This window comes from Niastella populi, from assembly GCF_002078015.1.
Classification (GTDB): Bacteria; Bacteroidota; Bacteroidia; order Chitinophagales; family Chitinophagaceae; genus Niastella; species Niastella populi.
The window spans coordinates 426,589-453,049 of record NZ_LWBP01000188.1 but is presented as its reverse complement, the minus strand read 5'-3'; the positions used below and the strand labels follow the sequence as shown (position 1 = coordinate 453,049).

Sequence of the window (26,461 nt, the reverse complement as noted above, 5' to 3'; positions counted from 1 at the left end):
GCTTATGGCTTACAGCTTATGGCTTACAGCTCGCAGCGTGAAGCTTATGGCTTACAGCTTACAGCTTACAGCTTATGGCTTACAGCTTACAGCTTATGGCTTACAGCTTATGGCTTACAGCTTATGGCTTACAGCTCGCAGCGTGAAGCTTATGGCTTACAGCTTACAGCTTACAGCTTATGGCTTACAGCTTACAGCTTATGGCTTACAGCTTACAGCTCTCCTAGAAACTCCTATTCTTCCCCACCCACTCAGCAATATAACCAGCAATCTCCGTAGTAGGCGTTCCCGGTGCAAATAACTTACCAACGCCCATGGCATTCAATTGCTGCATATCTTCTTCAGGAATAATTCCGCCGCCGGTAAGCAACACATCATCCATCCCCTTTTCCTTCATCAATGCCACTACTTTAGGGAAAACGGTCATATGTGCGCCCGATAAAATACTGATACCAATTGCGTCCACATCTTCCTGTAATGCGGCATTCACTACCATTTCGGGCGTTTGCCGCAGGCCGGTATAGATCACCTCCATTCCGGCATCGCGCAATGCAGTGGCTATAACCTTGGCGCCCCGGTCGTGCCCATCGAGTCCTACTTTAGCTACCAGAACCCGCAACGGTCTGTTTACTTTCTGATTCATGCAAGCAACTTTTTAAGTGTTCAAAAATACGTTTCTTTAACCAACATTAGGGAATGCCAGGGTAAGTGTGCCACATTTCATCATCGCGGTTGAGGTACATGTGGCACACTTCGTTATCACCGGGCCGCGGTCAAAACGCTTCATTATACCATAAATACATTTCAGGGCCCCTTTTACACATTACAACCGGAGCCGCTTTTGCCCGGCCAAAAATGTTTGCATTTTTGATTTGCCAACTCAACGAAAACGATACAACACCCTTAACATATTATCAGGACAGGTTCTCTTATCAGATGTGGCAGCCTTTTTCCAGAGGCTGCATTTTTTTTTGGAGGGGGGAACCAAAGTGTGCCACGTGTTCAAAGACGTGGCACACTTGTTTATCATATTTAGTTTAGATTTACAATACGATCAACATCCTGTCACCAAAAAACTAATTCATGTATTCTGCCATAACTACATCGGTTGAAAATGCGATCCTGCTCATTACCATTAACCGGCCCGATAAATTAAATGCCCTGAACAAAACCGTGCTCGATGAACTGAACACGGCGGTTGATGAGTTATACAATAATAATGCAATCAGATCGGCGATCATCACCGGTGCCGGCCCCAAAGCATTCGTTGCCGGCGCCGATATCGGCGAATTTCAGGGACTGAAACATAGCGAAGGCATGGACCTCGCCCACAAAGGCCAGTATATTTTCAAAAAAATAGAAGATTCGCCCAAACCCGTAATTGCAGCGGTGAACGGTTTTGCGCTGGGGGGTGGCTGCGAGCTTGCCATGGCCTGCCATTTCAGAATAGCTTCGGAGAATGCAAAGTTCGGTCAGCCCGAAGTGAACCTGGGCTTGATACCCGGTTATGGCGGCACGCAACGGTTAACGCAACTGATTGGCAAGGGCCGGGCCATTGAACTATTGATCACCGGCAACCTGCTCGATGCCGCTACCGCCCTGCAGTACGGACTGGTAAATTACGTAGTGCCGCAGGATGAGCTGCTTGCAAAGGCACACACTATTCTTGAACAGGTAAATACAAAAGCGCCGCTGGCAGTTGGCCGTTGTATAAAAGCCGCCAACGCGGTTTTCGATCATACCAAAGATGGCTTTACCGAAGAAGTAAAAATGTTCGGCGAATGCTTTGCCACGCAGGACATGATAGAGGGAACCAATGCGTTCCTTGAAAAGCGGAAGCCGAATTTCCAGGGAAAGTAAAGGCCAATTATCACATTATCACATTTGCATTTTCCGCAATCGTTTGCCTGTCACATCTTCCGATACATTGTTTATCTTACGGAAGTATTATATATGGAAAAGAAACTCCCTACCATAAAGGAAATAGCCCGCCGTTTGAACATATCCGCCTCTACGGTTTCCCGTGCCCTGCATGATCATCCCAGCATTGGGCTACGTACCAAAATGGCGGTAAAAAAACTGGCTGCCGAACTCAACTATGAACCCAACCAGACAGCCATTTTCTTCAAACAGCGCAAAACCTTTACCATCGGCCTGGTGCTGCCCAACCTGCGGGAGGAATTCTTTTCAGCCGCCATCAACGGCATTGAAGATGTTGCGATGGACCATAATTACATTGTACTGATCGGACAAAGCCACGACGACCTGGCCCGCGAGCAAAAACTGATCGAGAGCATGAAGAACCATCGCGTAGATGGCATCATTGCCTCCATCAGCAGCAGCACCACCCACATCGGGCACTTTGAACAAATGAAGAACTACGAAATTCCCGTCGTGTTCTTCGACCGCGTGCCCGATGCCAAAGACATTCATTCGGTTAGCTGCAATTTGTACGACAGTTCGGTAGAAGCCGTGGAATGGCTTATAAAGAACGGTCATAAACGCATTGCCTTCCTGCAGGGACCGCCTACCCTCAATATGAAGAACGAGCGGCTCGACGGCTACATGGAAGCACATAAAAAACACAAGCTGGCGGTTGATGAATCGCTGATCGTAAGCACCGACCTGTCGGTAGAAGGTACCCAGAAGGCTTTCGATTCATTGATGCTGCTTAAAAAAAGACCTACCGCCATCCTCTCTTTCAACGACTACGTAACCCTCGACGCCATTCATTACGCGAGGCAAAAAAAACTCACCATCAATAAAGACATCTGTTTTGTGAGTTATGCCAACGTGCCGGTTACCCAGTACGTGGAATATCCCCCGCTGGCATCGGTAGAACAGTTTCCCTACGACCAGGGCGTGAGCGCCACCGAATTGCTGTTCAGGCTAATTGACAAGAAAACAGCCCGCCAGGAGGCGCCATACGAGAACATCGTTCTTAAAAGCGAATTAATAATACGGTAGTTACCAGTTTCCTGTTACCGGGAAGTGTAAATTAAAGGTACCTGGTAACAGGTGGCTGTTGCAGCTTGCCCCGCTCGGCCGGGTTGCCCGGGCCAGGGCTAAGCAATTGAAAAGGCTGGTATTATCGTGCCTCCCTGTTTTTCCCTGTGAACTATAAACTGTGAACTATGAACTGTGAACTATGAACAGTGAACCGGAAACTGGTACCAGGAAACCGGCAACCGGTAAGCTGAAACCATGTATTTTTGCGCAAATTTTACAATATGGAATTCCGGATAGAAAAAGATACCATGGGAGAAGTGCAGGTTCCTGCCGATGCCCTGTATGGCGCACAAACCCAGCGCAGTATTGACAATTTCAGAATTGCACAGGATATTAATAAAATGCCGAAAGAGATCATAAAGGCATTTGCCTACCTGAAAAAAGCGGCCGCCATCACCAATTTCGAAGCCGGTGTGCTGCCCAAAGAAAAAAGCGATGTAATAGGTCAGGTATGTGATGAGATCCTGGAAGGAAAACTGGATGCGTATTTCCCGCTGGTGGTCTGGCAAACGGGTTCCGGTACCCAAAGCAACATGAACGTAAATGAAGTGGTTGCCTACCGCGGTCATGTGATCAAGGGCGGAAAACTTACCGACAAGGAAAAATTCCTTCATCCCAACGACGATGTGAACAAATCGCAGTCTTCAAACGACACCTTCCCTACCGCAATGCACATTGCGGCTTATAAAATACTCATCGAGACCACCATCCCCGGTATCGAAAAATTACGCAATACCCTGGCTGAAAAAAGTAAACAGTTCATGCACGTGGTAAAGATCGGCCGTACGCACTTTATGGATGCTACACCGCTCACTGTTGGCCAGGAATTCAGCGGTTATGTTTCTCAGCTCGATCATGGTTTAAAAGCCATTAAGAACACGCTGGCGCACCTGAGCGAACTGGCGTTGGGTGGTACTGCCGTTGGTACCGGCATCAATACCCCGGCCAATTATTCTGAGAACGTAGCGAAACACATTGCCAAACTCACCGGCCTGCCTTTCGTTACCGCTGAAAATAAATTCGAAGCCCTCGCGGCCCACGATGCCATCGTTGAAGCGCATGGCGCTTTAAAGACCGTTGCCGTTAGCCTGATGAAAATAGCCAACGACATCCGTATGCTGTCTTCAGGCCCCCGCAGCGGTATCGGCGAATTGTTCATTCCCGATAACGAGCCCGGTTCTTCTATCATGCCCGGTAAAGTAAACCCTACCCAGTGCGAGGCATTGACCATGATCGCTGCACAGGTAATGGGTAATGACGTTGCCATCAGCATCGGCGGCGCCAATGGTCATTTTGAACTGAACGTGTTCAAACCCGTTATGATCTATAACTTCCTGCACAGCGCCCGCCTTATTGGCGATGGCTGCGTAAGCTTCAACGATAAATGCGCGGCAGGTATTGAACCTATTGAAGCCAATATCAAAAAGCACGTCGATAATTCGCTGATGCTGGTAACTTCGCTCAATACGAAGATCGGTTATTACAAAGCGGCCGAAATTGCGCAGAAAGCCCATAAAGAAGGCACTACGCTAAAAGAAATGGCCGTGAAGCTGGGCTATGTTACTCCTGAACAGTTCGACGAATGGGTTATTCCGAAAGACATGGTAGGTAAGATTTAGTTAGTTTGAAACTTATTGACTATAAAAAAAGCCATCGTTTATACGGTGGCTTTTTTAGTATAAGGCAAAGAGGCATAAAGGCAAAGAGGCAACGAGAGAATTACACATTTATCATTGCCTTAGGTTGTATTTACTTGCAGCCTGCAGCTGTATTGGGCTTTAGGCTGTATTTGTATTCCCTTTCGCCTTTAGCCTTTCAGCTTTAGCATGTATTTGTATTCGCTTGTAGCTTGTAGCTTGAAGCTTGCAGCTGTATTTGTATTTGCCTTCAGCCTTCAGCATAAAAAATGTCGAAGCATTTCTGCTTCGACATTCATTATTCAGAATTCGTTATTCAATATTCTTACTGATCGCTATACACTTTCACTGGATCCTTCACTTCATCTTTCTGCAGGGTAACCGGTGTTTCTTCTAAAAATCCTTTTTTGAAGAACCGTTTCTGGAAGATCAAAATAGCGATAACACCAACAGAGATAGATGCATCGGCGATATTGAAAATGGGTGAAAAGAAAGTGAAACGCTCACCACCCCAGAAAGGGATCCATGCCGGTAAAGTTTTATTCTCGATGATAGGCGCATAGATCATATCAACCACTTTGCCGTGCAGAAAACCTGCATATCCGCCACCGGATGGGAACATGGTTGCCAGCGGCGCACCGTCGTTACTGCCGGTGAAGATCATACCGTAGAACATGCTATCGATGAGGTTACCAAGCGCACCGGCAAAGATCATCGATACGCAAAGAATAAAACCACGATGATATTTCTTTTGTATGATACTGCGAATGTAGTACACACCAAAGATTACAGCTATTAACCGGAAAATAGTGAGGGCCAGCTTACCGCCGTCGCCACCAAATTTCCAACCCCAGGCCATACCTTCATTTTCTATGAAATAAAGCCGTAACGTTCTTCCCAGCAAAAAGATCTGCTCACCGTAAGTCATGCTGGTCTTTACCCATATTTTCAAAGCCTGATCGGCGATAATAATTCCAAGTATTACGAGGACGACTGTTCTGATCTTCACTACGCTAAATTTTAGTTTCCAAAGATAAGGTTTTCTGTGTTCCATACAGGCCGCGTATGTCACCTATTGATGAGCGGTTTTTGCCCCAAACCCACACCGGTAAGGCGCGTTTTGGTATTTTGCCAAAACAGGAAGCGGCGCGCCCCCTATTCTTCAAAATAGATCCTTTTCACCCGTTGCGACACGCCGGCAAGCAGTTCATATGGAATGGTTTGCGCCCAGTGCGCCACCTGTTTTACGGGTAAGGCCCCGCCAAAAACGATCACTTCGTCGCCTTCCCGAACATGTGAAATATTGGTAATATCAATCATTGTCATATCCATACAAACCGTTCCTATCACCGGCGCCAGGTGGCCATTTACCAGCATTTTTCCAACCCCGTGCCCCAGCAGCCGGGGGTACCCATCGGCATAACCTATTCGTACCGTAGCGATGCGTGTATCCCGGGTTACCACTCCTCTGCGGCCATAGCTCACCGTTTCTCCCTCTTTCAGCTCTTTTATCTGTGCAATGGTCGATTTAAGGGTAGAAACCTCCCGCAGATCGAGCCCGCCCTCGCCGCTGCTGTCGCCGCCGTACAGGCCAATACCCAACCGTACCATATCGAGGTGCCACTGCGGATGCCGTACGATCCCGGCCGTATTCACCACATGCCTGATGAACCGGTACGAAAGAACGGCCTGCAACTGCTCCGCCATTTCTAAATAAAGCCCGCCCTGTTTATTGGTATAGGCATCGTGCTGGGGATCTTCGCTCGAGGCAAGATGCGTGAACACGCTTTGCACTTTGAAGAACGGCGTACGAAGCGCATCGATCACCACGGGCAGTTCTGCCATAGAGAATCCCAACCGGTTCATGCCTGTTTCCAGTTCTATATGCACCGGGTACTGCTGTATGCCCTGTTTTTTAACAAAATCTTCAAACAAACGCAAAATGCCGGGCGCATACAGATCGGGTTCCAGGTTGTATTGCACCAGCACATCAAATGTCGATTCCTCGGGGTTCATTACCATTACCGGTAAATTGATGCCTCCTTTTCGCAATTCCACCCCTTCATCGGCATACGCCACGGCCAGGTAGTCGAGGTGGTGGAACTGCAGTGCATTGGCAATTTCATAACTGCCGCTGCCATACGAAAACGCCTTTACCATACCCATCATCTTCGTTGCCGGTTTCAATAGCTGCTGAAACTGTTTCAGGTTATGGGCAACCGCCGTAAGGTCTATTTCCATTACGGTTTGATGTACTTTTTGCTGCAACAGCCTGTCTATCTGTTCCAGCTCAAAAACCCGCGCGCCCTTTAAAAGAATGATCTCGTCTTTAAAGGGGATATGGGGCAGTTCTTTTATAAATGCGTCGACCGATGAATAAAACGCCGGTTCGGGAATACCGGCATTTTGAAAAATATGCTGTTGATGCGATATGCGCTCGCCTATGCCTATCAGCCGGCTTACCTGCCGCTGTTGCAGCAAACGCGCTACTTCGGCATACAGGTCTTTCTCGGAACGGCCGCTTTGTAATATATCGGAGAGTATTACCGTTCTTTTTGTGTGCTGTTGCTGCTGGCTTAAGAAATCAAGGGCAATGGTAAATGAGCTCAGGTCGGCGCTGTAACTGTCGTTGATAATGGAACAGTTGTTTATTCCTTTTTTCAGTTCCAGCCGCATGGCCACCGGCCCCAGTTGCCGCATATGCCTTTCGATCACTTCCTGCGATAGTTGCAGGTGCAGCATTACACACCAGCAGTGGATGGCATTCTCAACCGAAGCATTATCGGTAAAAGGAATAACGATGCTGATCTCTTCTCCTTTATATTGCGCCGTAATGGTTGTTCCGGCCCCTTCCTTCAACACTTCCCGCACCTGTAAAACGGCCTCGCTTACCATGCTCCAGCTAAAGATGGTAAAACGTTTATTGTTGGGCAACTGCTGCCATAGCGCAGCCACACCGCTGTTTATTTCATGGTCGTCCTGGCAATAAATAAGCGTTTCAACATGCCTGAATAACTGCAGTTTTTCATTCACTTTCTGCCGCAGATTCACAAATCCCTCGCTGTGGGCTTCGCCTACATTGGTAAAAATGCCTATGGTGGGCTGAATGATCTTTTGCAACTGCTCCATTTCGCCGGGCAGCGAAATACCGGCTTCGAAAATGGCCAGTTCATGCTGTTCGTTCAATGGCCATACGCTCAACGGAACGCCTATTTGGGAATTGTAACTTTTCGGACTGCGAATAATGGTGTAATGATCTTCGAGCAACTGGTTCAGCCATTCTTTTACGATGGTTTTTCCATTACTGCCGGTAATGCCTATTACCGGCAGGCTGAATTGTTTGCGATGATGTGCCACCAGCGTTTGCAACGCCTGCAATGGGTCTGAAACCTGTAAAATATTGGCTTCTGAAAATGCGTCTGTATCCACGGCCTCGCTTATCACAAAATTGCGCACGCCCTTTTTGTACAACGGGGCAATAAATGCGTGCCCGTCGCGGCGCGGCCCTTTCAGGGCAAAGAACAGCGAGGTTTGCGGAAAAATTAATTTACGGCTGTCGATAAGCAACTGCTCTATCAACGCATTATCCTGTTGAACGAGCCATTTTGCTTTTATGATGGAAGCAATGTTATCGATAAAATATTTCACCCGGTTAATTTGATCAGTGAATTTCCCGGTCTAGCCCTGCATCTGGCTTTTCTTCTTCTTCGAGGGCGCGGTTACTTACATTGATTGAATAAATGATGGAAGCAAGGATGCAGGTAACGATCACCAGCAGGGAAACATATATTGGTATTTCTTTAATGCCTACGTATGGCAGCACGGGCTCAGACACCATCTTCAACCCAATAAAGATCAGGATTATAGCAATGCCTTGTTGCAGATGACCAAATTTATCCTTGGCGCCACGCAGTAAAAAGAACAGGGAACGCAATCCCAGTACTGCAAAAATATTAGAGGTATAAATAACCAGCTTATCGCCTTTCGCAAGGGTGAATACAGCCGGAATAGAATCGAGGGCAAATACAATATCGGTGGTTGCCAGCATGATCACCACCACAAACAGGCTGGTGTAAAATTTCTTTCCGTCTTTTCTTATAGACCACTTTCCATCCCCATCTTCGGGTGTAAGGGGTAATACCCGCTTCAATAATTTGTACACTTTATTATCCTGCAGGTTCTGTTCTTCTTCTTCATCATGTTTTTGCCTGAACATATTAATACCGGTATACACGAGAATAACCCCGAATATGTACAGTATCCAATGAAACTGCTCCACCAGTTCAATACCAATGGCAATAAAAATAATGCGGAAGACGATGGCCATTATGATTCCTATTAGCAGTACCCGGCCGTAGAATTTCTCTTTTACTTTAAAAAAACCAAATATGAGGATGAAGACAAAGATATTGTCGATACTCAGCGACCACTCCATTAAGTATGCGCTCACGTATTTGATAGCCCTTTCGTGACCATTTTCAACCCATACAAAAACAAAGAAGGCCAAAGCCAGCGTAACCCAAAAGGCGGTTTGCCACAACGCTTTTTTGATGGTTACATGGGATGTTTTTTTACTAAGTAAGCCCAGGTCGAACACCAATGCCAATACCAATAAAATGCCGAATGTTAGAAACGTGATCTGCTCCTGCGTCATGTTATATTTATGGTCGGCAAAGATAAGAGTTAGTTCGGGTTTGTGGTTTGTAGTTTGTGGTTTGTGGTTGGCCCCGCCAATTGCCAGAGTTTCCGCCGGTAAAGCAATCTTTCGCTATTACCTGATTAGAAAGACGAAAAACAATAGCGAGTTTCGAAAATGAACAACCACAAACAACAAACTGTCAACTATTTTCCCTGATACTTTCTTTTACGAACAGCCTGATAAACAACTCCAAAGATCAACACCAGCAAAACCGGCAATCCAATGTTCAGCACCTGCCATTTTCCCCGGCTTTCTTCCGTTTTTGCGGGGTCGAGCAGGCGCAGGGTGAAGTCTTTCGACCGGGTTTCGAGTATGCCCGATGAATCGGTGAGGTATTGTATACAGTTGAGAAAGAAATCTTTATTGGCATACTGGTAATTCGTGAACTGGTTGTACCCCATATACAGCGGTCCTTCATTGGCGGTAACCGGGTTGGCCACAATGTCAGCGTCGGACACCACGATCATTTTGTTTTCATTTTGCGTGGCCGCCCTGAACGGCTGTTTGTACATGCTGGCCAGGGTATCCAGCGCACCCGTTGATAACCGGTTGGTATACAGGGAAGAAAAACGGCCCTCCAGCAGCACGGCCACGGGAACAAAGGGCCGGTCGAAGGTCTTCATATCATCTTCGGTCTTGATGCTGTTGAGCGATACGATCGCCGGGGTACTGATAATGCGCGAACGTTCTGAACTGGCCAGCAACACCGTTTTCTTTATATTATTTTTTACCGTATCTATTGAATTGGGGAAGATGCTTAAAACCTGATCGAGGTTTTTGGCAATCGGATGATCAGAATAGGATGATAAGGTAGGAAAGTAAGGCCAGGGCACCAGTTGCATCTGGGGTTGGTTGCCATAATTACCTACAACCAGCGGTATCTTGTCGCATTGCAGGTCCTGCAGCAGATCGCCATTGATACGAACACCGTATTTGAACAACTGGTCGTCGAGATTGAGGTTGCGGTCGTAAGCTACAAAATCGCTGTGCGAACGCATCAGGCTGTCCATTTCGGCATACAGTTTATCAATAAGCCAGATCACTTTTCCGCCCTGCATGATATACTGGTCAATTTTCAGCTTTTGCCCGGTATTGAACGGAATGGTTGGTTTTACGATCACCAACGCATCAAAAACGGTGGGTATTACCGGTACGCTGTCGATAGGCACAAACCCAAAACGGTACTCCTGGCGAAGCGTACGGTCAATAAGATCGACCGCATTACGGGTGAGCAATTCGCCGTTGCCAACCAGGTAACCGATGGCCGGTACCGTATCGGCAGTTATCTTTTGAATGCTGCGGGCCATTTTATATTCCAGCAATGCCTCCGCATTATTCAGCGATTGTATGCCACCGGTCATGTCCTGCCCCTGCAGCAGGTCAACCGCCACTTCCCTGTCGCCATATTTTATAAGGGCGCCGGGATAAACCAGTCTTTCTTCCTGCGATTCGCCGGCCTTCGCTTTTACTTTTACGTTGGTAGGTTTAAGGCCCAGTTCATCGAGGTGCAATTGAAATTTCTCTTTTGCGGTATCGCTTAAGCCTTCGCCTGGTTTTTCAAAATTGAACTGGATATTGCTTCCGCCCAGTTCTTTGAACTCCTGCAGCATTTCCTTGGTGCTGTTTGATAATTTTTTGAAACCAGCCGGCATATCGCCGGTAAGGAATACGGTAATGGATACCGGATCGTGCAGGCCTTTAATTAATTTTTTGGTAGCAGAAGAAAGGGTATATCTATTTTCCTGGGTAAGGTCAATGCGGGTATGCACTACTGATGCCAGGTAGTTGACACCAACCAGTGCGATCAGCAAAAACAGCCACCACAGTTTAGAAGCCAGAATTTTGTTCATGGTGTTTTTCCGGATTATCGTTTCAACAAATTGCGATTGGTAAAAATCAGAAAGAATGAAATGATGCTGAGAAAATAAACAAGATCACGGGTATCAACCACACCCCGGCTTACACTGCGGTAATGAAAATCGATTCCCAGCATTTCTATATAATAATCGGCCCCCGATTGCAGCGCCGGTATGCGGCTTACGGCGTTGAAGCCGCTGTACAACACAAAGCAAAAGAATGCGCCGGCAATAAATGCCACCACCGCATTATTGGTTAAGCTGCTGCAGGCAATGCCTATGGCCACAAATACAGCGGCCAGAAAAATAAGGCCGATGTAGGAACCAATGGTTCCGCCAAGATCGATACCACCGCCGGCTGCAGCGAGCTGACTAATACTGATGGGATATATAATGGTGGGAACCAATGCAATAAGTACTACGCCAAGGGAACCGAAATATTTTCCCGAAACCAGCTGCCAGCGGCTAAGCGGTTTGGTTTGTAATATTTCGAAGGTGCCGCCTTTGAACTCATCGGCAAAACTGCGCATGGTGATAGCAGGAATGAGCAATAACAATATCCATGGGGCCAGCTCGAAGAATTTATCAAGGGTGGCATACCCGAAGTCGAGGATATTGGTATCGGGAAATACAAACAGGAACAAACCATTTAATAAAAGAAATACGACAATGGCAATGTAGCCGGTCAAACTGCTGAAAAACTGCCGGAATTCTTTTTTACAAACTGACCACATAGGGGCGAAAATAAGTGATTATAAGTATATAGAAATAAAAGATGACGCTATATGACGCGTATGTCGGCAATTTTATTATATTGCGTGTACACTTTACCAATTATCTATGAAAAGGATCACATCCGGTTACTGTCTATTTATTTCTGTTCAATTATAAAATCTGTTCAATTATAAAATAGCCGAAACCTACTGCATAAAAAGTCCCCCCGATAAAAAGGGGGGATTTTTATTATAGCCCCTTCAGCTCCCGATTCAAAGATCTTCCGCATTAAACTGATAAGATTTGTATTTATAAATAGCATTTGCATTGAAAGAAATGCACGAACCGTTAAACGAAAAGTGTTTTCAGTTAAACGGAATGAGCAGATCGTTAAACGGAAAGTGATTTTCAATAAAAAAACCCTCCCGCTGTATCGGGAGGGCATATGTAATTTATTGTATTATTAGTTTATACCGAGAAGCTTTCGCCACAGGCACAGGTTCGGCTGGCATTGGGGTTATTAAAATAGAACCCTTTACCATTGAGGCCTTCTGAAAATTCAAGCGTGGTATTCACCAGGTACAAAAAGCTTTTGAGATCGGTAACTACTTTGATGCCGTTATCTTCAAAAACCTGGTCGCCCGATTTGGGCTGGTTATCAAAATCCATTTTATAGCTGAGCCCCGAACAACCGCCACCTACCACCGATACCCGTAAAAAATAACCGGCATCTGCAGCATAGGCAGATTCTTCCATCAGTTTCAATACCTTCTCTTTTGCTATATCGCTAACATAAATCATATACTAATTTGATAATGTGATAATTAGATAATGTAATAACGCTGATTCTCCGCTCATGCAAGCTTCTTCATAAACTGGTAAACCTCTTCTATAACGGCTATTTAGCCAAATTGTTTAAAATTAAACAATTCCCGGCTCAATTTCGATTGCAACTTCCTGTATTTCAATTATCGAATTAGCCAATTTGGCTCATCGCTCTCAACTGCAACACTACATCGGTAACTTTTCTTATAATAAAATCAATTTCCTCTTCAGTGGTGTACCGGCCAATCGAAAATCGAAGGGAACTGTGCGCCAGGTCATCAGCTACCCCAAGCGCTTTGAGCACATAACTGGGTTCCATGGAGGCGCTGGTGCAGGCAGCCCCGGAAGAGAGCGCTACTTCTTTGTTCAGGCCCATCATCAGCCCATCGCCATTTACGAAATTGAACGATATGTTGGTTACATGGGGCAAACGGCTGGTGCTGCTGCCATTCAGGTAAGTGGCGTCGAGCTGCAACAGGGCGCTTTCGAGTTTGTTGCGCAGCTGGCCCAGGCGTTTGCCTTCTGCTTCTAAATTATGGCGGCAGAGATCGGCGGCTTTTCCAAAACCGGCTATGCCGGGCACATTGAGGGTACCGCTGCGCATGCCTTTTTCGTGGCCGCCCCCGTCGAGCTGGGCCGTTAACCGTACCCGCGGGTTCTTCCGGCGAACATACAACGCCCCTACTCCTTTGGGGCCATACATTTTATGCGCGCTGCAGGTAAGCAGGTCGATTTCGTCTTTTATAACATCAACCGGTACCTTTCCTACTGCCTGGGTGGCATCGGTAAAGAACAACACGCCATGTTTTTTGGCCAGCGCGCCTATTTCTTTAACGGGTTGAATGGTGCCGGTTTCATTATTCGCGTACATAATGGCGATAAGAATGGTGCGGGGGGTAATGGCCGCTTCCAGTTGTTGCAGGTCGATGATCCCTTCTTTGCCAACGGGTAAATATGTTACTTCTCCGCCCAGCTTTTCAATATGCTTACAGGTATCAAGCACCGCCTTGTGTTCGGTAACACAGGTAAGAATGTGATTGCCTTTCCCGGCATACATTTCAAAAACGCCTTTTATGGCCAGGTTATCACCCTCGGTGGCGCCCGAGGTAAAAATGATCTCTTTGGGTTCGGCGCCAATCAATTTTGCCACCTGTTCGCGGGCATAATCCACCGCTTCCTCGGCCTGCCAGCCAAAAGAATGGCTGCGGCTGGCCGCATTGCCATACAGTTCGGTAAAATACGGTAACATTACCTCCATAACCTGTGGATCGCAGGGAGTGGTAGCATTATGATCGAGATATATGGGCAGTTTAAGCATAGTCGCATGGGGTGTAACCCCTTAAGGTAAACACAAAATTAGTTGAATTGGTTGTACCTGGCGTGAATCGTGAATGGCCTCGCGAAATGAAACGTGAAACGGCTCGCGAAATTTGGGATTTTATTTACGACCTTGCGCCGCCCGAAATTATTGCCGCTTGCCGCTTGCCGCTTGCCGCTTGCCGCTTGCCGCTTGCCGCTTGCCGCTTGCCGCTTGCCGCTTGCCGCTTGCCGCTTGCCGCTTGCCGCTTGCCGCTTGCCGCTTGCCGCTTGCCGCTTGCCGCTTGCCGCTTGCCGCTTGCCGCTTGCCGCTTGCCGCTTGCCGCTTGCCGCTTGCCGCTTGCCGCTTGCCGCTTGCCGCTTGCCGCTTGCCGCTTGCCGCTTGCCGCTTGCCGCTTGCCGCTTGCCGCTTGCCGCTTGCCGCTTGCCGCTTGCCGCTTGCCGCTTGCCGCTTGCCGCTTGCCGCTTGCCGCTTGCCGCTTGCCGCTTGCCGCTTGCCGCTTGCCGCTTGCCGCTTGCCGCTTGCCGCTTGCCGCTTGCCGCTTGCCGCTTGCCGCTTGCCGCTTGCCGCTTGCCGCTTGCCGCTTGCCGCTTGCCGCTTGCCGCTTGCCGCTTGCCGCTTGCCGCTTGCCGCTTGCCGCTTGCCGCTTGCCGCTTGCCGCTTGCCGCTTGCCGCTTGCCGCTTGCCGCTTGCCGCTTGCCGCTTGCCGCTTGCCGCTTGCCGCTTGCCGCTTGCCGCTTGCCGCTTGCCGCTTGCCGCTTGCCGCTTGCCGCTTGCCGCTTGCCGCTTGCCGCTTGCCGCTTGCCGCTTGCCGCTTGCCGCTTCACGTTTTACGTTTTACGTTTTACGTTTGCCGTCCGCCGCTTGCCGATTCACGCCCTTTGCCCATCAAATCCTACATTTGTAATTCACTCAATAACTACCTGATATGCTGAAAGTTGAACATATTGGTATTGCCGTTCGCGAATTATCGCAATCGGTTCCCCTGTTTGAAAAACTGCTGAACACCGCCTGTTATAAAACCGAGCAGGTTGAAAGTGAGCAGGTATCTACCGCCTTTTTCAAAACCGGCGATACCAAGATCGAGTTGCTTGAAAGCAGCAGCGCCGAAGGAGTGATTGCCCGGTTCATTGAGAAAAAAGGCGAAGGCATTCATCATATCGCTTTTGAAGTGGCCGATATAGAAGCTGAAATGAAAAGGCTGGCGGCCGAAGGATTTGTTCTCCTTAATGAAAAACCCAAACGTGGAGCCGATAATAAACTGGTTTGCTTTTTACATCCGAAAGGAACTAACGGAGTGTTAATTGAGCTGTGTATGGAAATTAAAACAAAGGAGGAATAAAGAATCTGTTGCAGGTGTCCAGTTCGCAGTTCACAGTTTGCAGTTCGCAGTTCGCAGTTCATAGTTCGCAGTTCATAGTTTACAGTTTACAGTTTGTAACAGGAACCTGGATACCGGCATCTGGCAACCGGAAGCTATTGCTTATTGCTTATTGCCTATTGCTTTATGCTCAGGGCATTCGATACGCAATTCATCAATGGCCAGATCTTTTTGCATAAGGTTACAGTAGTGGGTTTGCTGCCTGTCGCCGCTGTAGTAGTAGCAGTTATAACACATGCGTTGGGTAGAAATAATCCCGGTCTGGTTAAGGCGGTATATAAGGTCGAGCACCGATACCAGGAACTGTTCTTTCTTTTCGGGCGCCAGCGTGGCAATGGCGCCATCGAGGGGCAGGGTAAAATTTTCGATCATGCCCGTTAGTTTCACTCCCTGGTCGGTAAGCGAAAAATTAAAACTTCGTGAATCCAACGCATCATCGGTTCTTTTGATGAGCCCTTTTTGTTCAAGTACTTTAATTGAATCGCTGATAGTGGCTTTGGTAAGATTGAATTCGCGGGCCATGGAGGCAATGCGGCGCTGCTTGTCGTTATTGTGGTATTTGATAAAAATGAGCAGTTGCATTTGTATCGGGCTCAGCTTATGCTCTTTCGCTTCAGCCCATAACAATACCCTGAACACTTCAGATATTTTTTCCAAAGCAGCCACGATCTTGTAGTCTACATTGGTAATATGACGTTCCGGGTCAAATGCCGACATGACAAAGCAATTCGCTTTAAAGATACTGACTTAACCCGGTGAATATAATACAAGAAAGGGTAATAATACACCCCTGTAAAAGCGCATAAAACGGAATAGACTGTAACTGCGCTGGTTACGTTAAAAAAATATACCGAACGAAATAAAAAAGTTCCACTGTAGATACAGCGGAACCATTACTGTTTACCTAATATGAGGACCATTTAAACCTACAACATTATTCTCTTAACCTCGCTCCAACCCTTGCTATCACTAACCCGTACCGCATACACACCGGAGCCGGCACCTATCGCATCAATGATAAGCCGGTAAGAAGCCTGACTGAATTCTTTACGCACTATAACCTGTCCGCTCATGTTTATCAACTGTATGGTAACGTTATCTTTCACATCGCTGTTAAAATCAATCGTTACTGTTTTATTTAAAGAAGTATAAATATTGGTTACTGTTCCTGTTTCATTGTTGCGCAGGGTGCGAACGGAAGAGTAAGTTGCTGCTCCGTTCATATCTACCTGGCGTATGCGGTAATATGCTACTGCATCGTTGCTGTTCCTATCGGTATAACTGTATTTGTTAACCAGGTTAGCGGTGCCGGCGCCTGTAATATTGGCAATTTGCTTCCAGCTACGGGCATCGGTGCTTTTTTCTATTGTATAATAGCTGTTATTCAATTCTCTGCTGGTGCTCCAGGCAAGCTGGTTGTTTGCACCCTGGCGGGTTACATAAAAGGCCTGAAAGCTTACCGGCAGGGTTCCCGGAGTTGTTATTACAAAACCGTTGGGGTAAGTACCTGTAGTATTATCTGAAAAGCTATATCCTGTTTGTGCTCCACCGGCGCCTTTAAATTTCATCACGCCGCCAATTGATAACTGATCGTTATTGTTTATACCGGTTAACATACCGGTAAGGTGAATGATCATGCGGCTGGCATTATCCAACCTCAATTTACCATTGGTGAGGTTCAATGTACCCTGAATAATGATTATCACATTATCGAGATTATTAACGCCGTCGAGAGATATTGTTAAACCTTGTGGAATTACAATACTGTCGCCGTTTTGGGGTACCCTGTTCAAATTCCAGGTACCATCATCATCCCAGGCCGAGTTGCTGTCTGCAGTAATTGTAGTTGCTGTGGACGTAAGGCTGATAAACAGCGCTAAAATTGAAGTGTAAATTTGTTTCATGGGGTAAACAGTTTGGATACATGCATATTTCCAATACACGTACCTAAAATTTCTGGCATGGGCAAAACCGTGTGCTAAACACAATACCGGTAACCGGTCAAGGAGCATGTAAGTATTTAATAATCATAGGCCTTTTCGTTCTTCCCATATTCTCAAAAAAAATATTATTTCCGGGCGGGGAACCGGTGCCGGACACATGGAATCATTCCCATATATGGAAAATTTTTACAATAAGGGGAAATATTTATAATGTGCTAATGAGATAATTCGATGATGGGATAATGGGAAATACGGGTTTCCGGGTCTTTTACCTTTCCGGCTAAATGCATTAGCCAGGTGGAAGAAAAAATATTGAATATCGAATGTTGAATAACGAATGTCGAAGTGAAGCCGTAAATAAAAGGGCAGAGGTGAGAAATAATCGATTTAAGCTGTATTCCGCGTGGAACTTGTTGAGTGAAGCGTACAGCTTGCTGCTGTATTTGCTTTCGGCTTTAGACTTTTAGCTGTATTTCGCTTGAAGCTTGCGTCGTGTATTTGTATTTGCGTGTAGCGTGTAGCTTATAGCTTGCGGCGTGTAGCTGTATTTGTCTTTGCTTGCACCTTATAGCTTATAGCTTGCAGCTGTATTTGTATTTGCTTGTAGCTTATAGCTTGCAGCTTGCAGCTTGCAGCTGTATTTCGCTTGCAGCTGTATTCGCTCTGTTCCCCCTATTCTTCTTCGGCGGCTTCGGTTTTGTTCAGCCCGAGTTTATCGATGGCGATGGCGGCAGCGATCTGGCTGGCGTCTTTTTTATTATAGGCCTTGCCTTCGGCCAGTAGTTCTCCGTCAACCACAGCGCCTATGGTAAACAGGCGGCGGCCGCCTTCAATACGTTCGTCGAGGGTTTCGAACTCAAGGTTTTTACCATTCTTGTTAGCCCAGCCGTAGAGTTTATTCTTATGATTGATCTCGAGGTTTTCGAGGTCTTCCATATACAAATGGGGAATGATGATGCATTCAAACACCCATTGTTTGGTTTTCTTAAAGCCCCGGTCGAGGTAAATGGCGCCTACAACCGCTTCGAGCGTGTTACCGAAGATCTGGCTCATCTTAAGCGAGTTGTCGAACTTATTGTAGAAGGTGATCTTCTTCAGGCCCATTTTGATGGCAATTTCATTGAGCTTGTTGCGGTTCACCATTTTGGAGCGCATTTCGGTAAGAAAGCCTTCTTCTTTGTAAGGATACTTCTTAAAAAGAAAATCGGCTACAATACCGCTGAGAATGGCGTCTCCGAGGTATTCAAGCCGTTCATTATTTTCGTCTGCGCTATCCCTGACCGACCTATGCGTAAGGGCAGCCTTATATAATGCGAGCTTGCCCGGGGTAAAACCCAGTACATTACGCAGATTCTTTTTAAAAGAAAGATTCTCTTCTTTGCCTAAAAAGCGGTCCAGGATTCCCACAATTGTCAATCTACAAATTTTTCATTAAGCCAAAAAATCATAAATAGGGCCAGGAGTCCGCAGCCGTCAATTTCATTAGCTCAGCAACCCGGGCGTAAAAAAATTACGCCTCGTATTTTTTCACTATCACACAGGCGTTATGCCCTCCAAACCCGAATGTATTGCTTAAAGCAGCACGTACTGTTCGCTGCTGGGCTTTGTCAAAGGTGAAATTTAAACGGGAATCCAGTTCAGGATCGTCGGTAAAGTGGTTGATCGTAGGTGGAACGATATCATGTACCACACTCTGGATACATGCTATGGCTTCAACTACACCTGCAGCACCGAGGCAATGGCCTGTCATGGACTTGGTTGAGCTGATGTTAACTTTAAAGGCCTGTTCACCGAAAACGTCCATGATCGCTTTTACTTCGGCTATATCGCCAAGTGGGGTTGAAGTTCCGTGGGTATTGATATAATCGATATCCCCGGGCTTCATACCGGCGTCTTCCAAAGCTACGTTCATAACGTTCTTTGCGCCCAGTCCTTCAGGATGTGGAGCTGTTATATGATGCGCGTCGGCGGTAGCGCCGCAACCGGCAATTTCGCAATAAATTTTAGCACCGCGACGTAAAGCGTGTTCCAGTTCTTCCACTACCAGTACACCTGAACCTTCACCCATTACGAAACCATCGCGTTCCTTATCGTAAGGACGGCTGGCGGTTTTGGGATCATCATTGCGTTCGCTGAGGGCTTTCATGGCGTTAAAACCACCTACACCGGCTTCGCTGATAACGCTTTCTGCGCCGCCGGTAAGAATAATATCGGCTTTGCCAAGCCGAATGAGGTTAAACGCATCCATGATAGCATTGGTAGAAGAGGCACAGGCACTTACCACGGCAAAATTAGGACCGCGAAAACCATGCCGCATGGAAATATGGCCGGCAGCTATATCCAGGATCATTTTTGGAATGAAGAAAGGATTGAAGCGGGGCGTACCGTCGCCTTTTGCGAAGTTCACCACTTCTTCCTGGAAGGTTATTAAGCCACCAATACCGCTGGCGAATACGACTCCTACCCGGTCAACGTTGACATTATCTTTATTAATGCCGGCGTCGATCACCGCCTGGTCACTTGAAATGATAGCGGTTTGGGTAAAGCGGTCGATTCTTTTAACTTCCTTACGGTCGAGATAATTCAACGGATCGAAATTCTTTAACTCGCAGGCAAAGCGTGTTTTGAATTTTGAAGCATCAAACTGGGTAATAAAATCGGCACCCGACACTCCGTTAATGAGTGCGTTCCAATATTCCTGTAAATTATTACCGATTGGTGTAAGGGCACCAATTCCGGTTACAACAACTCTTTTCAATTGCATAGCTCTTGCCAGAGGGAGTTTTAAGTAAGAAATCCGCTTTCGCAGCATGCGCCCAGCTATCGAAAGCGGATTTAATTTATTGCACCTGATCTACCATATTCAATTTACTTAGACCTTAGCATGTTCTTCTAAGTAAGCAACAGCCTGGCCAACAGTGGTAATTGTTTCGGCCTGTTCATCAGGGATGGAAATATTGAACTCCTTTTCAAATTCCATAATTAATTCAACAGTGTCGAGCGAATCGGCACCTAAATCATTGGTGAAGGAAGCCTCATTGGTAACCTCTGCTTCTTCTACACCAAGCTTATCAACAATGATCTTTTTAACTCTTGTTGCGATGTCTGACATTTTTGTAAAGTTTAGTTACGGCTGCAAAAATATAGATTTTGGAATAATGACAATAAAAGGCTGGTTTTTAATTAATCTTGTTAATATTTTGTGGTTTACCGGTTTTGTAGTACTATTCAGCCCTACCCCCCGTTTCACCAGCCGGCCCCTTAAACGGCGAACCTATAATATTTATGCTTATGAACCTCGTTTATTTTTCAGGAGCTTATTGGGGGCTGATAAATGGTAAATCATTATATTGCAGCGCACTACCCAATTACTCGGCATGGCGTTAAAAATAATAGATCACGGTTCCCGCGAATACCAGCAAATGGTTCAGCTGCGTAACGATATTCTACGCAGGCCATTAGGGCTGCAATTTACCCCCGAGGAACTGGAAAAAGAAAAAGAGGAGATCCTGATAGGCGCGTTTGAGGAAGAGAAGATGCTGGGATGCTGTATGCTTATAAAGGAAGACCCCGCCTCGGTGCGTTTGCGCCAGATGGCGGTATTGAATAACCTGCAGGGAAAGGGTATAGGCCGTGCCCTTATGCAGTTTGCCGAGAATATCGCCCGCGACCGCGGCTTTCACAAAATAACTATGCATGCCCGTAAAACCGCCGTTGGCTTTTATGAAAAGCTGGGCTACCGGGTTTGCGGCCAGGAATTTGAAGAGGTTACCATCCCCCACTATATAATGGAGAAACTGCTCTGAATTTTAATGGAAGTCTAATGTTCGTTCAATTGTAATTAACGAAAAAACTTGTTTTTCGTTAATTAGCCCTGCCATAACACCAGCCATGAAATATGTTTCCCCGCAGGAATACCTTGAAATGGAACGGAAATCTTCCATCAAACATGTGTATCCGGATGGAGAAGTGGCTGCCATATTTTGATGTTGAATTTCGTTGATTACCCCCACCTTCCAAAGAGGTGCAAAAACTTCACCTTAGAGAAAAGCTATCCTACGCCGTAGCTTCCTTTGCCGTAACAAATTCCCTCATTTGCGAAAGGAATCTTACCATCTTTTGCATGGTGTCCATATCTTCCACCACCAGCATAAATAGTTTACCATTCTGCTTCAGGCGGGCTTTGTTGGTTCTGGTTTGAATATAGGTAAGAATATTATGGAATACCGGCGATTCAAAGTAAGGTGAATCGGCCTTGTTTATGAAGTAACATTTCAGCGTTTCATCTTTCAGCAGCATCTTTTCAAAACCCAGTTCTACAGCCAGCCTGCGGCAACGCACGGTATCGAACAGGTCTTCCACCTGCTGCGGTATGGGCCCAAAGCGGTCCTGCAGCTCAATGGCAAAAGCCTGCAGTTCTTCTTCGTTATCGCAGTTATCAAGACGGGTATACAACGTCAACCGCTCCGTGATACTTTCAACATAACTATCGGGTATCAGTATTTCCAGATCGGTATCGATGGTACAATCCTGTACATAATCTTCCTGCTTCGAGATCTCAGCTTTGAATAATTCACGGAACTGCGTACGCTTCAGTTCCTTGATGGCCTCTTCCAGCACCTTCTGGTACATTTCGAACCCAATTTCGGCCATAAACCCGCTTTGCTCACCACCCAACAGGTTACCCGCTCCGCGGATATCGAGGTCGCGCATGGCTATCTGGAAGCCGCTGCCCAGCTCGCTGTGCTGCTCGAGGGTTTGCAACCGCTTTCTTGAATCGGACGGCAGTGTGCTCATCGGCGGCGCCAGCAAATAACAGAAGGCTTTTTTATTGCTTCGTCCCACCCGGCCACGCAACTGGTGCAGATCGCTTAACCCAAAATGGTGGGCATTATTGATGATAATGGTGTTTACGTTAGGTATGTCAACCCCGCTTTCAACAATATTGGTACAAATAAGTACGTCGTACTTTTTATCGATGAAGTCAAGAATGCGTTCTTCGAGCACATGCCCTTCCAGCTGGCCATGGGCAAAACCGATGCTCAGGTCGGGACATAAACCCTGTATCAGCGCAGCCATTTCAGAAAGGCCCTGTACGCGGTTATGGATAAAGAACACCTGTCCGCCCCGCTCTGTTTCAAAATAAATGGCATCCCGAATAAAGTCCTGGTTGAACACCTGCACTTCGGTTTGTATCGGCTGCCGGTTCGGCGGCGGGGTATTTATAATGCTAAGGTCGCGGGCGCCCATGAGGCTGAACTGCAGCGTACGCGGTATAGGCGTTGCCGTTAAGGTTAAACAGTCTACATTGGTACGCAGGGTCTTTATCTTTTCTTTATGCGCCACCCCGAACTTCTGTTCTTCATCGATAACGAGGATCCCGAGGTCTTTATACTTTACCTCCTTGCCTAACAGGGCATGGGTGCCGATGATGATATCAATTTTTCCTTCTTCGAGCTTTTTGAGCGTTTCTTTCTTCTCTTTGGCCGATTTAAACCGGTTTATATAATCAACCGTTACCGGAAAATCTTTCAGCCGATCGCTGAATGTTTTATAATGCTGGAACGCGAGGATGGTGGTTGGCACCAGCACGGCGGCCTGTTTGCCATCGCAACAGCTTTTGAATGCCGCACGGATAGCGATCTCCGTTTTTCCAAAACCTACGTCGCCGCATACCAGGCGGTCCATCGGTGACGGCGATTCCATATCCTTCTTCACGTCGCCGGTTGCCTTGCTTTGGTCGGGCGTATCTTCGTAAATAAAGGAAGCCTCCAGCTCGGTTTGCATATAATTATCCGGCGCATGCTGAAAGCCCTGCTGCGCTTTTCGCTGGGCATACAGGGTAATGAGGTCAAAGGCAATTTCCTTGACCTTGGTTTTGGTCTTTTCCTTCAGTTTGTTCCAGGCATCGCTGCCCAGTTTATTTACCTTGGGTATGCTGCCTTCCTTACCGGTGTACTTCGATATTTTATGCAGTGAGTTGATGTTCACATACAGGATATCGCTGTCTTTATAAATAATGCGTACCGCCTCCTGCAGTTTGCCGTTCGATTCAAGTTTTTGCAAACCGCTATATACCCCTACCCCATGGTCGATGTGGGTAACGTAATCGCCCGGCTGTAATTCGCGCAGCGTACGCAGGGTAATGGCCTTATTCTTATTGTAAGCCTGTTTTACTTTGTATTTATGGTAACGCTGAAAGATCTGGTGATCGGTATAACAGATCACTTTCAGGTCTTCATCGATAAACCCTTCGTGTATCGATGTAGGCACCGGGGTGAACTGGATGCCGGCTTTCAGGTCTTCAAAAATGCTGTTCAACCGTTCCAACTGCCGGGGATTCTCTGCAAACAAATACAAACTGAATTTCTTTGCCTCCCATTGTTTCAGATCTTTTATCAGCAGATCGAACTGGCGGTTGAAAGCGGGCTGGTCTTTTGTATTGAAATCGATGCTGAGTGGAGTATGCTGAGTTGGTTCCGCATCCGCCATGAACCCCGACGAATGGCCAAACTCCACTACATGCAGGTTTGCCAGTTCTTTTTTCAATAAATGGCCCGAAATAAACTCATCGGCCTTTATGGTGGTCTTTATTGTTTTGTCGTCTTCCTCTGCGGCTTCTTTGGGCACCACATTATTTGCCTGCATTTCAAGGAACAGGTGCAGGTCTTCTTCCTGGGTAAGGAGCCGTTCTTTCGTAAGCTCCCAGTCCTGGATCCAGTATATCGTATTCCCGGGCAGAAACTCGAACAGGGATATTTTCGCATCCGCATCGAACTGGGTTTCAACATTCGGAATGATGCTTACCTGTAATAATTTCCGCTCGCTTAACTGGGTTTCCGGATCGAAAATGCGGATGGAATCCACGTCATTTCCAAACAGCTCGACCCGGTAGGGTTTTTCATTGCCGAAAGAATAGATATCGAGGATGCCGCCGCGCAGGGCAAACTGGCCGGGCTCGTATACAAAGTCGGTTGAGGAAAATCCGTATTCAACCAGCTGGGCCAGCAGGCCGTTTACATCGATGGAATCGCCCGATTTTAAATAAATGATATTGCCCGCCAGGGTTTTAGGCAACACTACCTTTTCAAACAGCGCCTCGGGATAAGTTACCAGGGCGCCCACGCGGTTGCTGCCGGCCATGGGCGAAGAAAACCGGGTCAGGGCTTCGGTTCGCAACATAACGTGCGATGAGTTGAGGAGCCGGAAATTCTTACGGTTCTTAAATGAGGTTGGAAAGAAAAAGAAGTTCAGCGCATTGGTGAGGTTCTCCAGCGAGTTATGCATATAGGCTGCCGACTCGGCATCTTCGCAAATAATTACGTGATTGAGCTGGCTGCACGCATCGTGCTGGAAAATAGTGCCAATGACAAAGGCCGGGGAACTGCCATGCAGGTTCTTGCAAAAAACCTGTTGGGGTTGGGAAAAAGAGAGCCTGTCCGCCAGTGAAAAAAGGCGGGGGTTATTTTTATACGCGTCGAGCAACACCTGCAAATTCATATCAGCGCCGCAAAGGTAAGAAAAAGGCAACAAGGCAACAAGGCATAAAGGCAGTGAGGGGTATGGTATGGTTCCGGCTTGCAGGTTCAAAGTGCGGAGAACCCGGCCCAGCCTCCGCCAGGGTTGCAGCAAACAGCACCATCGCTATGCAAGTTCTATGCAAGTTCTATGCAATTCTGAACACATCCCGGGCGGTCTCCAATGCCTTCCGGCACAACTGCTATATGTTTCCTACCCCTGCTTCAGCGCTCTTATGTCTGTCATGCGTTTCCCGCCGGCATCTGCCTCAAAACATGTAAATTGAGTAACTAATATTGCGCCATATGTTACAGCCCTGGCAAACCGGAAAGGTGGTTCGCATTGTTGATGAAACCGGCAATACCAAAAGGTATTGGATAGAGGTGCCGGAAATGAGATCATTTGATTTTGAACCGGGACAATTCGTAACCCTCGATCTGCCCATTCACGAAAAGCCGGCCCGGCGGCAACGCAGCTATTCCATTGCTTCCTGGCCCGATGGTACCAACGTATTTGAACTGGTAATTGTATTACTGGAAGGCGGCGCCGGCACCACCTGGCTTTTTAATGAGATCAAAGAAGGCAGTGAACTCACTTTCCGCGGCCCGCTGGGTAAGTTCACGCTGCCCGAAACCATCGACCGCGACCTTTTCTTTATTTGTACCGGCACTGGCATAGCGCCCTTCAGATCGATGGCTCATCATATTTTAAATCATAATATCAGGCACCAGAACATTTACCTCATTTTTGGTTGCAGAAAACTAGGTGATTGTTTGTATGGCCGGGAGTTAAAAGAATTGGCCGAAAAGATGACCAGTTTTCAATACATACCTACTTTTTCACGCGAAGTAGCTGAAAATCAAAACCATCTGATACGTACCGGGTATGTACACAGTATATATGAAGAAATATGCCGGGCCGGAGCAGCGCCTGACTCATTGAAGCCTGCCTACTTTTATTTATGCGGGTGGAAAAACATGATAGATGAGGCCAAACAACGCATTCAGGCATTGGGATATGACCGTAAAACCATTCACCAGGAACTTTATGGTTAGGCCATAGTTTACCTGTTCCCACCGCCCGTAGGGGGAAAACCGTACCGGTGCAAATACCATTTGCCATTCAGGCAAAAGACTTCTTTTCACCGGTTTATGGCCGATGTTGCTGGTTGATATTCGATGGATATTAATGAGGGGGCTTGGTTGGTGCAGGACAAAGGAGATAAAAGAACAAATAACAAGGACGTGTAACTGACAGGATATTATTTTTTAGAAGCGGATTTATCCTGTAATTTTTCTGATTTCTTTTCTTCTTTTACATTGATAGGGATAACCGGAATGTTTGATGTGCCTTTCAGCTTTTCTTCCAGTTGCAGTCTTTCTTTTTGTAATTCAAGGATTTCTGCGTGACTGATCATCATTTCCTTTTCAAGTTCCCCCACCCGTTTCTTTTGCTTTTTCAATTGCGAGGTTCGAAAAATTAATCCAAAACAAAAAGCAACCGCTGTAATACCTATCAATACCGACAGGTCGAGTGTTAGATTGATTAATAACATAGGCTA

At 46.8% G+C, this 26,461-nt stretch carries 21 protein-coding genes and 2 pseudogenes; 6 read left to right on the top strand and 17 right to left on the bottom strand.

Annotated features, from left to right (window positions below):
* Positions 1-223: 223 nt before the first annotated feature.
* Positions 224-643, bottom strand: coding sequence for a cobalamin B12-binding domain-containing protein (locus tag A4R26_RS18750; protein WP_081166293.1), 420 nt, complete (start codon positions 641-643; stop codon positions 224-226).
* A 440-nt stretch (positions 644-1,083) separates the two neighbouring features.
* Between A4R26_RS18750 and A4R26_RS18745 the strand changes: the two genes are divergently transcribed.
* From A4R26_RS18745 to fumC, 3 genes are all read left to right on the top strand, one after another.
* Positions 1,084-1,860 (top strand): enoyl-CoA hydratase/isomerase family protein, encoded by a 777-nt coding sequence (locus A4R26_RS18745; RefSeq protein ID WP_081166292.1) that lies wholly within the window; start codon positions 1,084-1,086, stop codon positions 1,858-1,860.
* A 93-nt stretch (positions 1,861-1,953) separates the two neighbouring features.
* A complete protein-coding gene (locus A4R26_RS18740) occupies positions 1,954-2,967 on the top strand; it encodes a LacI family DNA-binding transcriptional regulator (protein ID WP_081166290.1) in 1,014 nt (337 codons plus the stop codon).
* Between the two features lie 263 nt (positions 2,968-3,230).
* Positions 3,231-4,628, top strand: a complete 1,398-nt coding sequence (gene fumC / locus A4R26_RS18735; RefSeq protein ID WP_081166287.1) for a class II fumarate hydratase — start codon at positions 3,231-3,233, stop codon at positions 4,626-4,628.
* Positions 4,629-4,971: 343 nt separating this feature from the next.
* On the opposite strand, the gene A4R26_RS18730 is transcribed toward fumC, so the two are convergent.
* The 9 genes and pseudogenes from A4R26_RS18730 to A4R26_RS35050 all read right to left on the bottom strand — a co-directional run.
* Positions 4,972-5,700 carry a lipoprotein signal peptidase gene (locus tag A4R26_RS18730; protein WP_081166284.1) on the bottom strand — a complete coding sequence of 243 codons (729 nt, stop codon included), beginning with the start codon at positions 5,698-5,700 and terminating at the stop codon, positions 4,972-4,974.
* 101 nt (positions 5,701-5,801) lie between these two features.
* Positions 5,802-8,294, bottom strand: a complete 2,493-nt coding sequence (locus A4R26_RS18725; RefSeq protein ID WP_207625782.1) for a bifunctional UDP-N-acetylmuramoyl-tripeptide:D-alanyl-D-alanine ligase/alanine racemase — start codon at positions 8,292-8,294, stop codon at positions 5,802-5,804.
* A gap of 13 nt (positions 8,295-8,307) precedes the next feature.
* The gene (locus tag A4R26_RS18720; protein WP_081166277.1) at positions 8,308-9,300 is read right to left on the bottom strand and encodes a TerC/Alx family metal homeostasis membrane protein; all 993 of its coding nucleotides are present in this window, start codon (positions 9,298-9,300) and stop codon (positions 8,308-8,310) included.
* Between the two features lie 188 nt (positions 9,301-9,488).
* Positions 9,489-11,195, bottom strand: a complete 1,707-nt coding sequence (gene gldG / locus A4R26_RS18715; protein ID WP_081166274.1) for a gliding motility-associated ABC transporter substrate-binding protein GldG — start codon at positions 11,193-11,195, stop codon at positions 9,489-9,491.
* Positions 11,196-11,209: 14 nt separating this feature from the next.
* The gene (gene gldF / locus A4R26_RS18710) at positions 11,210-11,935 is read right to left on the bottom strand and encodes a gliding motility-associated ABC transporter permease subunit GldF (RefSeq protein WP_081166272.1); all 726 of its coding nucleotides are present in this window, start codon (positions 11,933-11,935) and stop codon (positions 11,210-11,212) included.
* 448 nt (positions 11,936-12,383) lie between these two features.
* A complete protein-coding gene (locus tag A4R26_RS18705) occupies positions 12,384-12,716 on the bottom strand; it encodes a HesB/IscA family protein (protein WP_081166270.1) in 333 nt (110 codons plus the stop codon).
* Between the two features lie 175 nt (positions 12,717-12,891).
* Positions 12,892-14,058: an IscS subfamily cysteine desulfurase gene (locus A4R26_RS18700; RefSeq protein WP_081166268.1), complete on the bottom strand. Its 1,167-nt coding sequence runs from the start codon at positions 14,056-14,058 to the stop codon at positions 12,892-12,894.
* A gap of 124 nt (positions 14,059-14,182) precedes the next feature.
* Positions 14,183-14,401 (bottom strand): annotated as a pseudogene (locus A4R26_RS36100) (hypothetical protein); the annotation flags it as partial.
* Positions 14,352-14,885: pseudogene (locus A4R26_RS35050) on the bottom strand (hypothetical protein); the annotation flags it as partial. The pseudogenes A4R26_RS35050 and A4R26_RS36100, both read right to left, overlap by 50 nt.
* 101 nt (positions 14,886-14,986) lie before the next feature.
* Between A4R26_RS35050 and mce the strand changes: the two are divergent.
* Positions 14,987-15,400, top strand: a complete 414-nt coding sequence (gene mce / locus A4R26_RS18680) for a methylmalonyl-CoA epimerase (protein WP_081166266.1) — start codon at positions 14,987-14,989, stop codon at positions 15,398-15,400.
* 141 nt (positions 15,401-15,541) lie between these two features.
* On the opposite strand, the gene A4R26_RS18675 is transcribed toward mce, so the two are convergent.
* From A4R26_RS18675 to A4R26_RS18655, 5 genes are all read right to left on the bottom strand, one after another.
* Positions 15,542-16,156 carry a MarR family winged helix-turn-helix transcriptional regulator gene (locus A4R26_RS18675; protein ID WP_081166264.1) on the bottom strand — a complete coding sequence of 205 codons (615 nt, stop codon included), beginning with the start codon at positions 16,154-16,156 and terminating at the stop codon, positions 15,542-15,544.
* A 209-nt stretch (positions 16,157-16,365) separates the two neighbouring features.
* Positions 16,366-17,343, bottom strand: coding sequence for a T9SS type A sorting domain-containing protein (locus A4R26_RS18670; protein WP_165760327.1), 978 nt, complete (start codon positions 17,341-17,343; stop codon positions 16,366-16,368).
* A gap of 711 nt (positions 17,344-18,054) precedes the next feature.
* Positions 18,055-18,789, bottom strand: coding sequence for a ribonuclease III family protein (locus tag A4R26_RS18665; protein ID WP_242674951.1), 735 nt, complete (start codon positions 18,787-18,789; stop codon positions 18,055-18,057).
* A gap of 103 nt (positions 18,790-18,892) precedes the next feature.
* Complete coding sequence (gene fabF, locus A4R26_RS18660; RefSeq protein ID WP_081166260.1) at positions 18,893-20,146, bottom strand: beta-ketoacyl-ACP synthase II; 1,254 nt, start codon at positions 20,144-20,146, stop codon at positions 18,893-18,895.
* Positions 20,147-20,254: 108 nt separating this feature from the next.
* Positions 20,255-20,494, bottom strand: a complete 240-nt coding sequence (locus A4R26_RS18655; RefSeq protein ID WP_014221785.1) for an acyl carrier protein — start codon at positions 20,492-20,494, stop codon at positions 20,255-20,257.
* A gap of 265 nt (positions 20,495-20,759) precedes the next feature.
* Here A4R26_RS18655 and A4R26_RS18645 point away from each other — a divergent pair, with 265 nt between their 5' ends.
* Positions 20,760-21,188: a GNAT family N-acetyltransferase gene (locus tag A4R26_RS18645; RefSeq protein WP_081166257.1), complete on the top strand. Its 429-nt coding sequence runs from the start codon at positions 20,760-20,762 to the stop codon at positions 21,186-21,188.
* Positions 21,189-21,438: 250 nt separating this feature from the next.
* Here the strand turns inward: A4R26_RS18645 and mfd are convergent, their stop codons facing one another.
* A complete protein-coding gene (mfd, locus tag A4R26_RS18640; protein ID WP_081166346.1) occupies positions 21,439-24,882 on the bottom strand; it encodes a transcription-repair coupling factor in 3,444 nt (1,147 codons plus the stop codon).
* 323 nt (positions 24,883-25,205) lie between these two features.
* Here mfd and A4R26_RS18635 point away from each other — a divergent pair, with 323 nt between their 5' ends.
* Positions 25,206-25,955 (top strand): ferredoxin--NADP reductase, encoded by a 750-nt coding sequence (locus A4R26_RS18635; RefSeq protein WP_081166256.1) that lies wholly within the window; start codon positions 25,206-25,208, stop codon positions 25,953-25,955.
* 206 nt (positions 25,956-26,161) lie between these two features.
* Here A4R26_RS18635 and A4R26_RS18630 read toward each other — a convergent pair whose 3' ends face one another.
* Complete coding sequence (locus A4R26_RS18630; RefSeq protein WP_133054725.1) at positions 26,162-26,362, bottom strand: hypothetical protein; 201 nt, start codon at positions 26,360-26,362, stop codon at positions 26,162-26,164.
* Positions 26,363-26,461 lie beyond the last annotated feature (99 nt).

Bases quoted from the DNA above. Each gene is read 5' to 3' on its own strand.
- A4R26_RS18750 (WP_081166293.1), bottom strand. From the start codon at position 643: ATGAATCAGAAAGTAAACAGACCGTTGCGGGTTCTGGTAGCTAAAGTA.
- A4R26_RS18745 (WP_081166292.1), top strand. From the start codon at position 1,084: ATGTATTCTGCCATAACTACATCGGTTGAAAATGCGATCCTGCTCATT.
- A4R26_RS18740 (WP_081166290.1), top strand. From the start codon at position 1,954: ATGGAAAAGAAACTCCCTACCATAAAGGAAATAGCCCGCCGTTTGAAC.
- fumC (WP_081166287.1), top strand. From the start codon at position 3,231: ATGGAATTCCGGATAGAAAAAGATACCATGGGAGAAGTGCAGGTTCCT.
- A4R26_RS18730 (WP_081166284.1), bottom strand. From the start codon at position 5,700: ATGGAACACAGAAAACCTTATCTTTGGAAACTAAAATTTAGCGTAGTG.
- A4R26_RS18720 (WP_081166277.1), bottom strand. From the start codon at position 9,300: ATGACGCAGGAGCAGATCACGTTTCTAACATTCGGCATTTTATTGGTA.
- gldG (WP_081166274.1), bottom strand. From the start codon at position 11,195: ATGAACAAAATTCTGGCTTCTAAACTGTGGTGGCTGTTTTTGCTGATC.
- gldF (WP_081166272.1), bottom strand. From the start codon at position 11,935: ATGTGGTCAGTTTGTAAAAAAGAATTCCGGCAGTTTTTCAGCAGTTTG.
- A4R26_RS18705 (WP_081166270.1), bottom strand. From the start codon at position 12,716: ATGATTTATGTTAGCGATATAGCAAAAGAGAAGGTATTGAAACTGATG.
- A4R26_RS18700 (WP_081166268.1), bottom strand. From the start codon at position 14,058: ATGCTTAAACTGCCCATATATCTCGATCATAATGCTACCACTCCCTGC.
- mce (WP_081166266.1), top strand. From the start codon at position 14,987: ATGCTGAAAGTTGAACATATTGGTATTGCCGTTCGCGAATTATCGCAA.
- A4R26_RS18675 (WP_081166264.1), bottom strand. From the start codon at position 16,156: ATGTCGGCATTTGACCCGGAACGTCATATTACCAATGTAGACTACAAG.
- A4R26_RS18670 (WP_165760327.1), bottom strand. From the start codon at position 17,343: ATGAAACAAATTTACACTTCAATTTTAGCGCTGTTTATCAGCCTTACG.
- fabF (WP_081166260.1), bottom strand. From the start codon at position 20,146: ATGCAATTGAAAAGAGTTGTTGTAACCGGAATTGGTGCCCTTACACCA.
- A4R26_RS18655 (WP_014221785.1), bottom strand. From the start codon at position 20,494: ATGTCAGACATCGCAACAAGAGTTAAAAAGATCATTGTTGATAAGCTT.
- A4R26_RS18645 (WP_081166257.1), top strand. From the start codon at position 20,760: ATGGCGTTAAAAATAATAGATCACGGTTCCCGCGAATACCAGCAAATG.
- mfd (WP_081166346.1), bottom strand. From the start codon at position 24,882: ATGAATTTGCAGGTGTTGCTCGACGCGTATAAAAATAACCCCCGCCTT.
- A4R26_RS18635 (WP_081166256.1), top strand. From the start codon at position 25,206: ATGTTACAGCCCTGGCAAACCGGAAAGGTGGTTCGCATTGTTGATGAA.